Source organism: Thalassolituus alkanivorans (genome assembly GCF_020447205.1).
Lineage (GTDB): Bacteria > Pseudomonadota > Gammaproteobacteria > Pseudomonadales > Oceanobacteraceae > Venatoribacter > Venatoribacter alkanivorans.
Genome location: NZ_JAJAEL010000013.1, coordinates 49,615 through 61,851, shown reverse-complemented (window position 1 = coordinate 61,851; position 12,237 = coordinate 49,615). Strand labels below are relative to the sequence as shown.

8 protein-coding genes and 1 tRNA gene are annotated in these 12,237 nt (G+C 53.2%); 5 read left to right on the top strand and 4 right to left on the bottom strand.

Going from position 1 to position 12,237, the window contains the following annotated elements; genetic code table 11:
- From LGT44_RS08830 to LGT44_RS08820, 3 genes are all read right to left on the bottom strand, one after another.
- Nucleotides 1–76, bottom strand: a tRNA-Val gene (locus LGT44_RS08830).
- Nucleotides 77–225: 149 nt separating this feature from the next.
- Nucleotides 226–3,375 (bottom strand): efflux RND transporter permease subunit, encoded by a 3,150-nt coding sequence (locus LGT44_RS08825; protein WP_230333574.1) that lies wholly within the window; start codon nt 3,373–3,375, stop codon nt 226–228.
- A gap of 3 nt (nt 3,376–3,378) precedes the next feature.
- Entirely contained in the window at nt 3,379–4,518 is a 1,140-nt protein-coding gene (locus LGT44_RS08820; RefSeq protein ID WP_225691743.1) for an efflux RND transporter periplasmic adaptor subunit, read from the bottom strand.
- A 223-nt stretch (nt 4,519–4,741) separates the two neighbouring features.
- On the opposite strand from LGT44_RS08820, the gene LGT44_RS08815 reads away from it, so the two are divergent.
- Both LGT44_RS08815 and LGT44_RS08810 read left to right on the top strand, forming a co-directional pair.
- A complete protein-coding gene (locus LGT44_RS08815; RefSeq protein ID WP_230333573.1) occupies nt 4,742–6,646 on the top strand; it encodes an ATP-binding cassette domain-containing protein in 1,905 nt (634 codons plus the stop codon).
- Nucleotides 6,643–7,113 (top strand): hypothetical protein, encoded by a 471-nt coding sequence (locus LGT44_RS08810; protein WP_145469462.1) that lies wholly within the window; start codon nt 6,643–6,645, stop codon nt 7,111–7,113. The genes LGT44_RS08815 and LGT44_RS08810 overlap by 4 nt, the downstream gene beginning before the upstream one ends.
- 83 nt (nt 7,114–7,196) lie before the next feature.
- On the opposite strand, the gene LGT44_RS08805 is transcribed toward LGT44_RS08810, so the two are convergent.
- The gene (locus LGT44_RS08805; RefSeq protein WP_145469463.1) at nt 7,197–7,988 is read right to left on the bottom strand and encodes a hypothetical protein; all 792 of its coding nucleotides are present in this window, start codon (nt 7,986–7,988) and stop codon (nt 7,197–7,199) included.
- 489 nt (nt 7,989–8,477) lie between these two features.
- On the opposite strand from LGT44_RS08805, the gene fadB reads away from it, so the two are divergent.
- From fadB to LGT44_RS08790, 3 genes are all read left to right on the top strand, one after another.
- Nucleotides 8,478–10,625 (top strand): fatty acid oxidation complex subunit alpha FadB, encoded by a 2,148-nt coding sequence (fadB, locus tag LGT44_RS08800; RefSeq protein ID WP_145469537.1) that lies wholly within the window; start codon nt 8,478–8,480, stop codon nt 10,623–10,625.
- 24 nt (nt 10,626–10,649) lie between these two features.
- The gene (gene fadA / locus LGT44_RS08795) at nt 10,650–11,825 is read left to right on the top strand and encodes an acetyl-CoA C-acyltransferase FadA (protein ID WP_145469464.1); all 1,176 of its coding nucleotides are present in this window, start codon (nt 10,650–10,652) and stop codon (nt 11,823–11,825) included.
- Between the two features lie 192 nt (nt 11,826–12,017).
- Nucleotides 12,018–12,237 (top strand): hypothetical protein (locus tag LGT44_RS08790; RefSeq protein WP_230333571.1); only part of this gene is annotated, 220 nt, incomplete at its 3' end.

Sequence of the window (12,237 nt, the reverse complement as noted above, 5' to 3'; positions counted from 1 at the left end):
TGGTGGGTGATGACGGGATCGAACCGCCGACCCTCTGCTTGTAAGGCAGATGCTCTCCCAGCTGAGCTAATCACCCCCTGCAAAGTGAGTGGGCATTCTACTCACGCGGATCTTTATGTCAACGCTATTTCTGAGATTTTTTTGATTTTTTTCAGTAACTTGCGGAAATTCTTCAAAAAATCGGCCGGTGTCCGGAAAGACACCAGCCGATTGTATAAAGCCTGATCAGGCTGAGGGTTGAGTACTGCTTTCACTGACGACAGGCATTTGCCGTGCCTGCAGATGACGTTTTTCCCCCAGAACCAGTAAACAGGGCGTCAGAATCAGCGTCAGTACCGTGGCAAAGGTCAGGCCACCGGCAATGGCCGTCGACAGCTGTGTCCACCACTGTGACGACGGCGCGCCTACCGTAAAGTGCTGGTTGAGCAGGTCGATATTCCACTGCATCACCATCGGCAGCAGACCAATAACGGTGGTAACCGCCGTCAGTAATACCGGACGCAGGCGCTGGGCACCGGTACGCAGAGCGGCATCAACCGGGTCGAGTCCCTGACGTATAAGCACGTTGTAGGTGTCGATCAGAACGATATTGTTGTTCACCACAATACCGGCCAGGGCAATTACACCGACGCCGCTCATCACAATGCCAAATGGCTCACCGCGGATCATCAGACCAATCAGTACACCGACAATGGACAGAATGATGGCACTCATAATCAGACAGGCCTGATAGAAGCTGTTGAACTGAGTCACCAGAATGGTAGCCATCAGGAACAGGGCAATTCCGAAGGCCTTGCCGAGGAAGGCACCGGTTTCGCCCATTTGCTCAAAGTCGCCACGGAAGCGGGGCTCGACACCGGCACCACGCCAGTCGAGGTCTTTGATTTTTTCACTGAGCTGCTGGATCTTTTCCGTTGCGTTCACGCCTTCGGTGACGTTGGCGGTTAAGCGATAGCGGCGCTTACCATCAATACGCACAATATCGCCCGATTTCGGCACGGCGTTACGCTGCATAAAGTTGCTGACCGGCACCAGACCATAAGGCGTGCTGATATTAAAGGCTTCAAACTGATCAATGCTGCGGGTCTGCAGCGGATAGCGCAGCAGAATCTCAACTTCGTCATCACTGAAATCCGGCTGGAAGGTGCCGACTTTCTGGCCGCCGGTAATCATGCGGATCATGGCGCCGGTGCTGGCGATATCCGTGCCGTAGCGGGTGGCCTCTTCGCGGTCAATCTGCAGTTGCCATTCAATGCCTTCCAGTGGCCGGTCGTCGCGCACGTCTTTCAGTTCCGGGTCTGCATTAAAGATGGCTTTTACTTCTTCCAGCAGAGGCACCATGGCTTCATTGCTGGCGGCGGTAAACTGCAGCTGGATATCGGCGCCGGCAGCCGGGCCACCTTCTTTCTTCTGCGTTTCAATAATGATGCCGGCAATATCGGCGGTGCGGTGTTCAATGTCGGCCAGAATCTGGTTGGCGGAGCGGCGATGCTCCCAGTTCACCAGTTCGATCTGAATGCGGCCAATCACGTCGGCAGCGGAATCCGAAGGCGCTTTGACAAAGGTGGCGGTATACAGCGACTGAATTTCGGCCATATCGAAAATGCGTTTTTCCACCTGCTGTACCAGTTCTTCACGCTCAAGCAGCGACAGGTTGCCGCGCGCACGGACATCGACCAGGCCGATATCGGCATCCACATCGGGGAAAAACTCGACGCCGTGTCCCAGTGAGCCATACAGCACAAAAGAGCCAATCAGAGCCGCAATTGCCATACCCAGCACCTGCAGCGGGTGCTTCAGAGCTTTCGACAGCAGGCGAATATAACCGCCGGTAAAGCCTTTCAGCTCGTCGAAGCGGCCTTGTTCGGCGGCTTCGATGGCGCTCAGGGCACCGTTGTTATGATGACCATCCTTTCCCATAACAGCGCCAATGGTCGGCACCACAATCAACGCCATAATCAGCGAAGCACTCAGGGTGTAAAGCAGGGTGAGCGGCAGGAATTTCATAAATTCGCCGGTGGTGCCGGGCCAGAACAGCAGCGGCAGAAAGACTGCCAGGGTCGTGGCTGTCGAGGCGATAATTGGCCAGGCCATGCGCTTGGCCGCTTCGCTGTAAGCCTGCAGTTTGGTCGCACCTTCGGCCAGGCGCCGGTCGGCAAACTCGGTCACAACGATGGCGCCGTCAACCAGCATGCCGACGGACAGAATCAGCGAGAACAACACCACCATATTCAGGGTGTAGCCCATCATGCTGAGTACAATCAATGCCATCAGAAAAGCACCGGGAATGGCCATGCCGACCATCAGCGAACTGCGCAGACCCAGACTGCCGAGCACCAGAATCATCACCAGTAATGTTGCTACCAGAACGTTATTGAACAGATCGTTGAGCATGTCTTTGATCTGTACCGATTCGTCCTGGGTTACACCCACATCAATACCGGCCGGCCAGTAGGGCTTCACTTCATTAATGATGCCTTTTACCTGATCAAGGGTGTCGATGATGTTGGAGCCGATGCGCTTTTTGATCTCCAGCGTGACGGCGGGCTTACCATTCACGCGGGCAGCATTTTTACGGTCTTTGTAAGCCAGACGGCCCACCGCAATATCCTGAAACAGCACCACGGTGTCGCCATCGGCTTTGACCGGTAGTTTGAGAATGTCGGGAATATTTTCAATCAGGCCGGGCACCTTGACGCCAAAACGTCCGGCGCCGGTGTCCAGATCCTCGCTGGCGACCAGCTGGTTGTTATTGCCAACCAGCCGGGCCAGATCATTAAACGACAGGTTGTAGTTATCCATGCGCGCCGGGTCGACGATGATCTCGGCGATTTCGTCACGCTTACCCTGAATCGTGGCTTCGAGTACGCCGGGCAGGGCTTCGAGACGGTCCTGCAGATCTTCGGCCACGGCATAGAGTGCAGACTCATTCACTTCGCCGGACAGGGTCACCACCATCACCGGAAACAGGGCGACGTTGATTTCTTTTACCTTGGGTTCTTTGCTGTCGGTGGGCAACTCACCTTTGGCGTCATCCACTTTCTGGCGGACATCGAGTAGGGCCTGATCGATATTTACGTCGGTGTAAAACTCCAGCGTGATCGACAGATGACCACTGGTGGCGGTAGACACCATTTCTTTCAGCCCGTCGAGGGAGCGCAGCTCCTTTTCCAGCGGTTTGTAAATCAGGGCGTCGGCGTCTTCCGGTGCGATCCCATCGTGCACCACCGAGACATAAACAAAAGGAACGGTAATATCCGGGTTACTTTCTTTCGGAATCGTGATCAGCGTGGCAATACCCACCAACGCAATCAGGCAAAACAGCATCAGTACCGTGCGTGAACGCTGCAGGGATGCATCAATCAGCGAATTCATACCTTACCCCGCACTTAAGGCAGTGGCGTCAGCGTCGTCTTTGGGCGCTTCCGGCTGGGCACTGATTTCGGTGTCTTGCATATAGACGGGCTCAACCTGCTGACCGTATTCCACAAAGCCCTGGCCAACGGTGATGATGTTGGCCTCAGAGCCCAGACCGTAAACCCAGATACCTTTGTTATCGGCTTTTAAAAGGTTAACGCCGCGGAATACCACGCGGTTTTGCTCATCAATACCTTTCAGCCCCAGCTGGCCTTCATCGTCCAGAATCAGCAATGCCGGAGAGATAAAGTAGGCGTAGGTCGCTGGTTGCGGAATATGCAGCTTGGCGGTCAGGCCGCTGGTCATACTGCCGCCCGGATTACTGATTTCCAGCTCCAGCGGGAAAGTGCGGGTTTTGGCATCGGCTTCGGCCGCGATAAAGCGGACACGGCCATCGACGCGGTCGCCATTGATCAGCTCAGCAAAACCGGCGTCACCGATATTAATGTCGGCGGCGTCGCGTTCGGACACCTGGCCTTTTACCAGAAATGGAGTGAAATCGAGCACGGTCAGCAAAGGAGAGCTGTCTTTGACGAAATCGCCGATCTCAACCATGCGCTGGTCAACAATACCGGTAAAAGGGGCGCGGATTTTGGTGGCATTGAGCTGAATACGGGCGTTGGTCAGCTCAGCTTCGGCATTGGCCAGCGCAGTGGCAGCCTGTGCCAGTTGTGATTCGTTGGCCAGACCGCGTTCACTCAGCTGGCGGGCGCTGCGGGCTTCCAGCTGGCGTTGTTGCAGATTGGCTTCCGCCTGTTTTACCCGTGCCGGCCAGTCGCGGGCATCCAGTTCCAGCAGCAGCTCACCTTCTTTAACAGCGGCACCTTTGTCTTTATGGATAGCAATCACTTTGCCGCGGATTTCTGATTTCAGTTCAACCCGGCGGTTGGCAGCCGTATGAGCAGAAATAGTGATGTCGCGATTAACCAGCTCACCTTTCATCCGCTCAACCTGAACCCGTGTCAGGCCACTGTCCATCACCAGTGGGCGTGGGTTTTCAAATGGGGCGTCGTCGGACAAGGAGCCGGCTCCCATCCAGATGAAAAAAGCCAGGGCGATGATCAGAGCGGCAATATGTCCCTGATTCAGATGTATTGTCATTATTATGTACCGGTTATGAGAACGAAATGCACAAAGGGCAACGGAGCTGTTTAACGGTTGCCGATAGCAGATGCAATAGCCTTTTTTGCAAATCTATTTAAAACAGACTGTCTTTTATCTGGGACAAACGTTGCTTTTCCATTGGACCGGGTTCTGGCCGCGCGGTGATGGCGCTTCCTCTGTATACTGTCGGCCTTTTCTCCGGCGGTAAGGTTAAGGCTCCATGGTATTAGTGCGTTTGAAACAGGCTGAGCTGGCGTTTGGCGATCACGTTCTGCTCGATAAGGTCGATCTTGATATTCAGAGCGGCGAGCGTCTGTGTGTGGTTGGCCGCAATGGCGAAGGTAAATCGACGCTGCTGAAAATTCTTAACCGTCAGGTACAGCCGGATGATGGCCGGGTGGAATACCGCGATCTGCTGCGTGTCAGCGCACTGCAGCAGGAACTGCCGCAGACCACACATACGCCGGTCTACGATGTAATTGCCGAAGGGCTGGGGGATGTTGGTCTGGCAATAGCCCAGTACCATGATGAAAGCGCTAAAGGCGCGGATGCTGACCTGAAAAAACTGGAGCAGCTGCAAACCCGTATCGAAGCCGCCGATGGCTGGCGCTGGCAACAGAAAGTGGAAGCCATTATCCAGAAGCTGAATCTGCCCGGCGAGTCGATGTTTTCTGAACTGTCTGGTGGTTGGCAGCGCCGGGTGATGCTGGCCCGGGCTTTAGTTGTCGAGCCGGATCTGCTGATCCTCGACGAGCCAACCAACCATATGGACGTGGCCACCATCGAATGGCTGGAAGAGCAGCTGAAGCAGTTCAACGGCGCACTGGTCTTTATCAGTCACGACCGGGCTTTTGTACAGAATCTGGCGACCCGTATTGTTGAACTTGATCGTGGCCACCTGTATCAGTGGCAGGGCGACTACCTGAGCTTTGTTGAATACCGCGAGAAACGCCTGGAAGACGAAGCCACCCAGAACGCCTTATTCGATAAGCGCCTGAGCGAAGAAGAAAAGTGGATTCGCCAGGGCGTTAAAGCGCGTCGTACCCGTAATGAAGGCCGGGTTGAGCGGTTAAAAGAAATGCGCAAAGAGCGCAAGGCCCGCCGTGAAGTGCAGGGCAGTGCCAATATCAGCATGAATGCTGCGGAATCTTCCGGTAAGCAGGTATTTGAAATCGAACATCTGACCTACGCCTGGAAAGACGTGATGCAGGTGAACGATTTCTCCACCACAGTGATGCGTGGCGACCGCATTGGTCTGATCGGCCCCAACGGCGTGGGTAAGAGTACGCTGCTGAAATTATTGCTGGGCAAGCTTGAGCCGCAGTCCGGGACCATTAAGTGTGGTACCAGACTTGAAGTTGCCTATTTTGATCAGGCCCGCCATCAGCTGGACGAAGAAAAATCCATTGCCGATAACGTCGCCGATGGTAAGGACCAGGTCGAAGTGAATGGCCAGAGCCGTCATATCATCGGTTATCTGGGCGACTTCCTGTTTGCCCCGGCGCGGGCACGTACGCCGGTTAAAGCTTTGTCCGGTGGTGAGCGTAACCGTGTGCTGTTGGCCAAGTTATTCCTGAAACCCTGCAACCTGCTGGTGATGGATGAGCCGACCAACGATCTGGACGTGGAAACTCTGGAATTGCTGGAAGAGCGTCTAATGGAATATAAGGCCACGCTGCTGCTGGTCAGCCACGACCGGGCCTTTATCGATAACGTGGTTACGCAGTTGTGGGTGTTCGGTGAAAACGGCGTGATCGACGAGCAGGTTGGTGGTTACTCCGACTGGCAGGAACGGATGAAAGCCCGCGCCACACAGGCCAGCAGCGCACCGGCTGGCGCCAGTGAAAAAGCCGTTAAAAAAGACGAGCCTGCCTCAGCTATCGCGCCGGCAGAGCCAAAGAAAAAGCTGTCGTACAAACTGCAACGTGAACTGGATCTGCTGCCTGAACAGATTGCCGCAGCGGAAGCAAAGCGTGATGCGTTGGCCGCTCAGACTGCTGATGCCAATTTTTACAGTGGTGACGCTGCACAGGTTCAGGCCGTGCTGGCCCAGCTGGCAGATGCCGAAGCAGCGCTCGAAGCTCTGGAAGAACGCTGGCTGGAGCTGGAGGAAATGACCTTATGATCTGGCTGATTGTGGTGGCCGTAGCGCTGTCTCTGTTTGGCTCCATCATCTGGCTGAAACCCAGCCCACGCGATACCCGTCTGGCGGCCTTGCGTTTTGAAGCCATCCGCAGTGGTTTACAGGTACGCAGCTTTACCTTTAAACCGGACGCAGCCAAAACCGGTATCCGCGATGACATCCCCGGTACCAGCTATACGCTGTTACGGCGCGGTAAGCAGCAGGGCGGGGATCTTAAATTCCGTGTTGTGGGTCAGGCGGGCTGGGACAATGAAGGCTTGCCCGAAGGGCTGAGCTGGCATAACCATGGCAGTGCGGCCGATGCTGAACTGATCAGCCGTATGTTGCCACAGCTGCAGGATAACCTGCTGATGCTGGAGGTGTACGACAACCGCGTGACGCTGATGGCGGCTGAAAACAAAACGGCCAGTGCTGCAGCCTATCAGCATTTTATGGAAGCGTTTTTTTAAGCGCTTTTTTAAGCGATTCGGCACAATAAAAAGCCCGCACTGAGCGGGCTTTTTATATGGCGTGTAGCCGCTATAGGCAACGTTTACTGGAACATCGACTCCAGCTCTTCCAGATGCTCAATGATACGGTCGTTATAGCTGACAACCAGAAACGGTACGGTGTTCTCGTTGTAATTCTTGATGCGCTCTTCCATAAAGCGCCATTTGCTTTTAACACTGCCCATCAGCACTTCGGTCTTCTGTGATTTGATCATGCCTTCCAGCTCAGTCAGCTGTTGCTGAAAATCTTCGGCCATTTCGGTCAGGGTGCGGGAGTAGTTGCCCATAAATACCTGGCCCAGGTTGGTCGTACCGCGGGCGGCATACTGGGAGGTGATTTCTTCCATCAGTAAGGCAAGATCGCGGGCTTTCTGCACGATTGGGCTGGGCTTAATGCCACTGCTTTGTTCCAGCTTGCTGTAGGCATCCGATGCCTTATTCACAATTTCCATGCTCTTACGGCCCATTTCATCGACCAGACGGACGTTGGGATAGCCCTGCTTCAGCATGTCGTTGCGGTTAATCATCATCAGCTCAGACAGCTTCTTCCAGTCGGCATCAATGCTGGCAACACTGTCGCCCATGCCGTTGATGGAAGCCAGCTGGCGGGCACTGGTCAGGCTGTCATTGAATTTCTTCATGCTCTGATCAATACGGCGCTCGTATTTACTGTCGGCATCCAAACCAGAAAACATATAAAAGTTGGTGACGGCGTTGGTTGCGGCAAGGCGCATATGTTGTAAATCGGTCAGTAATTGCTGTGGGGTCGCGAGTGCGGCCTGGCTCAGTAACAACAGAACCACCAGTCGTGCGGTGTTGAAGGCTAGACGCATCATGTTTTCTTCTTTTTGTTTTAGATAGTTGTCGTGAAAGAATTACATCCTTTCCGCAAGGAGTGTATGAGATAGGCCATTTTATCCCTATAGGACATTACAAACTGTAACAAAAATGAACAAAAAGTAGCTTAATGCGCCAGGATAGGGCGGTGGTTGTCTGTGGTCTCGTACCCGTGACCGGGTTCCTGCCCGGCAGAATAACTTCCACCTGTCAGGTGATCGTCTTTCAACACGAATGACCCTTTACCTGCTAAAATAGCGCCGTTCAGGATCGTGGTTTGTGCAGAAAATAAGCAGCATGCCCGTCAATTCCTGCTTCTCTATTGACTTTCCAACCGCTTTCCCCGAATGTGTGCCACTCAGATTCAAACGCTCGTATGAATTGTTCGTTTTATGAACATCAGCGGGCGTTGTTTCACCAACAGGCAGAATGCTGATCCGCTTCCGGGCAGATCAGTCAATAGCTAACCACCATGTGGAGATCAGTTGATGATTTACGAAGGTAAAGCCATCACGGTAAATTTGATCGAAGACGGCATCGCCGAATTGAAATTCGATCTGCAAGGCGACTCTGTTAACAAGTTTAACCGCGTTACTTTGGAAGACCTGAAGGCAGCAGTTGAAGCGATTCAAGGCAACAGCGACGTTAAAGGCGTTTTAGTTACATCTGGTAAAGACGTATTTATCGTCGGCGCGGATATCACCGAATTCGGTGAAGCCTTCAAGCAAAGCGAAGAAGAAATCGTGGCCTGGGGCCTCGAAGCCAACAAAATCTTCTGTGCTATCGAAGATCTGTCCGTTCCTACCCTGACTGCTATTAACGGCATCGCTCTGGGTGGCGGCTTCGAAATGTGTCTGTCTACCGACCTGCGCGTTATGTCTGACAAGGCCAAGATCGGTCTGCCAGAAGTTAAACTGGGTCTGATGCCTGGTTTTGGCGGTACTGTCCGTCTGCCACGTGTTATCGGTGCTGACAATGCGATCGAATGGATCTGCATGGGCGCTGAGAACAAGCCTGAGAAAGCACTGAAAGACGGCGCAGTTGATGCCGTTGTTGCTGCTGACAAACTGAAAGAACAGTCTGTTGCCATGCTGAAAGCCGCCATTGCTGGCGAAATCAACTGGCAGGCCCGTCGTGAAGAAAAAACTTCCAAGCTGAAGCTGAACACGATGGAACAGATGATGGTTTTCGAAACCGCTAAAGGTTTCGTTGCTGGTCAGACCAAAGGTCAGTACCCAGCGCCAATCGTTGCCATCAAATCCATGCAGAAAGCGGCCAACATGGGTCGTGATAAAGCACTGGAAGTGGAAGCCAAAGGCTTTGCACAACTGGCAAAAACTTCTGAAAGCAACGCTCTGATCGGTCTGTTCATGAACGACCAGCTGCTGAAGAAGAAAGCAAAAGAATTCGACAAGGCTGCTAAGCCAACCAATAAAGCTGCTGTGCTGGGCGCTGGTATCATGGGTGGCGGTATTGCCTTCCAGTCTGCGCTGAAAGGCACCCCGATCATGATGAAAGACATCAATGAAGCGGGTATCGAGCTGGGCCTGAACGAAGCGAACAAGCTGCTGGCCAAGCGCGTAGAGCGTAAGAAAATGAAGCCTCTGCAGATGGGTGAAACCCTGAACCGCATCCGTCCTACTCTGTCTTATGCAGAATTCGGCGATGTCGACACTGTGGTTGAAGCGGTTGTTGAAAACCCTAAAGTCAAGAAAATGGTTCTGGCTGAGCTGGAAGACAAAGTTCGCGAAGATGCGATCATCACGTCTAACACTTCTACCATTTCTATCGACCTGCTGGCTGCTGACCTGAAGCGTCCTGAAAATTTCCTGGGTATGCACTTCTTTAACCCTGTGCACATGATGCCACTGGTTGAAGTTATCCGTGGTGCCAAGACTTCTCCTGAAGCTGTGGCCACTGTGGTTGCTTACGCCAAGAAAATGGGTAAAACCCCGATCGTTGTAAACGATTGCCCGGGCTTCCTGGTTAACCGTGTACTGTTCCCTTACTTCGCTGGTTTCGCTGGTCTGGTCCGCGACGGTGCTGACTTCCAGAAAGTCGACAAAGTAATGGAGAAATTCGGTTTCCCAATGGGTCCTGCATACCTGCTGGACGTTGTTGGTATCGATACCGGTGTTCACGCCAACGAAGTAATGGCGGAAGGCTTCCCGGATCGTATGAAGGCTGACTTCAAAACCTCTATGGAAGTGATGTTCGAAAACGAGCGTTACGGCCAGAAGAACGGTAAAGGTTTCTACGTTTACGAAACCGATAAGAAAGGCAAGCCGAAGAAAGTTGTTGATCAGACTACTTACGATCTGATCAAGCCAGTGGTTGCTGAAGCGAAAGACTTCGAAGCTGAAGACATCATCGCACGCTGCATGATCCCAATGTGCATTGAGATCGCCCGCTGTCTGGAAGAAGGTATCGTTGATACTCCGGCAGAAGCCGATATGGGTCTGATCTTCGGTATTGGTTTCCCTCCATTCCGTGGTGGTGCGTGCCGTTACATGGATTCCGTTGGTATGGCTGAGTTTGTTGCTCTGTGCGACAAGTACGCCGACCTGGGCAATCTGTACAAACCAACCGCTCGTATGCGTGAAATGGCTGCGAACGGCGAAAGCTACTTCGGTTAATAGGCGCACTAGGAGATTTAAACCATGTCTTACAATCCAAAAGACGTTGTTGTTGTTGATGCAGTGCGCTCACCTATGGGTCGTTCCAAAGGTGGCGTATTCCGCAACGTACGTGCGGAAACCATTTCTGCAAATCTGATCAACGCATTGTTCGAACGTAACCCGGGCGTTAATCCTGCTCTGGTTGAAGACGTTATCTGGGGCTGTGTAAACCAGACTCTGGAACAGGGCTTCAACGTTGCACGTCAGATCGGTCTGCTGACTGTTGTGCCTAAAGAAGCGGGTGCTCAGACTGTTAACCGTCTGTGTGGTTCTGCAATGTCTGCTATCCACACTGCGGCTCAGGCTATTCAGACCGGTAACGGCGATGTATTCGTTGTTGGTGGTGTTGAACACATGGGTCACGTGAACATGCAGCACGGTTTTGACCACAACCCTGAGTCTTCAAAGCACTTCGCTAAAGCATCCAACATGATGGGTCTGACTGCGGAAATGCTGGGCAAAATGCACGGTATTACCCGTCAGCAGCAGGATGAGTTCGCCGCGCGTTCTCACCGTCTGGCTCACAAAGCGACCCTGGAAGGCAAGTTCAAGAACGAAATCGTTCCGATGTACGGCCACGATGCTGAAGGCAAACAGATTCTGGTAACCGAAGACGAAACTATCCGTCCGGAAACTACTGTTGAAAGCCTGGGTAACCTGCGTCCTGCTTTCGATCCTAAGAGCGGTACCGTAACTGCCGGTACTTCTTCTCAGATCACCGATGGTGCATCAGCCATGCTGCTGATGAGCTACGAGAAAGCAATGGAACTGGGCCTCAAGCCACGTGCCCGTATCATTGGTATGGCGGTTGCCGGTGTTGATGCAGCGATCATGGGTTACGGCCCGGTTCCTGCGACCAAGAAAGCACTGAAGCGCGCTGGTCTGGACGTTACCGATATCGATTACTGGGAGCTGAACGAAGCTTTCGGTGCTCAGTCTCTGCCTTGCATCAAGGATCTGAAACTGACCGAAATCGCTGACAGCCGTGTAAATATTCATGGCGGTGCCATCGCTCTGGGTCACCCACTGGGTTGTTCCGGTGCGCGTATCTCTACCACTCTGATCAACGTGCTTGAGCAGGAAGGTGGTAAGTACGGTGTGTCTACCATGTGTATTGGTTTAGGCCAGGGTATCGCGACCGTTTGGGAACGTATGTAATTCTGGTCTGCTGCGCTCGGCCAGCCTTTGTTGGAAGTTTCTTTGAAATGCTCAGGTAGGACATCTACATTGCGCTTTCTCAGAAACTTCCGCCGCGGCTGACCGTCGCTCGCAACGCCCAGAAAGCATTGCTTTCCAGATACAAAAAAACCGGCTTCGGCCGGTTTTTTTGTGCCTGCAGGGTTTCGGAATATGACCGCCATGGATGGCGGAAATGTCGGTTTGGCAGGAGCATTAACCGACCCTGCGGACAGACCAGACATATCAGCGGTTTCTGCGGCGGCCCCAGAGGCGCAGAAAACCATCACCGCACTGCCGCGTTTCAGATCCAGCGCATTTTTTAAACATCATGTCTCAAGCACGGTTTCCGTTGAAATACGGCTGAGCGGATTGTTTAAACCGGCGATCGTGC

What these genes read in the sequence shown, in the direction of transcription:
- LGT44_RS08825 (WP_230333574.1), bottom strand. Translation starts at nt 3,375, where the DNA reads ATGAATTCGCTGATTGATGCATCCCTGCAGCGTTCACGCACGGTACTG.
- LGT44_RS08820 (WP_225691743.1), bottom strand. Translation starts at nt 4,518, where the DNA reads ATGACAATACATCTGAATCAGGGACATATTGCCGCTCTGATCATCGCC.
- LGT44_RS08815 (WP_230333573.1), top strand. Translation starts at nt 4,742, where the DNA reads ATGGTATTAGTGCGTTTGAAACAGGCTGAGCTGGCGTTTGGCGATCAC.
- LGT44_RS08810 (WP_145469462.1), top strand. Translation starts at nt 6,643, where the DNA reads ATGATCTGGCTGATTGTGGTGGCCGTAGCGCTGTCTCTGTTTGGCTCC.
- LGT44_RS08805 (WP_145469463.1), bottom strand. Translation starts at nt 7,988, where the DNA reads ATGATGCGTCTAGCCTTCAACACCGCACGACTGGTGGTTCTGTTGTTA.
- fadB (WP_145469537.1), top strand. Translation starts at nt 8,478, where the DNA reads ATGATTTACGAAGGTAAAGCCATCACGGTAAATTTGATCGAAGACGGC.
- fadA (WP_145469464.1), top strand. Translation starts at nt 10,650, where the DNA reads ATGTCTTACAATCCAAAAGACGTTGTTGTTGTTGATGCAGTGCGCTCA.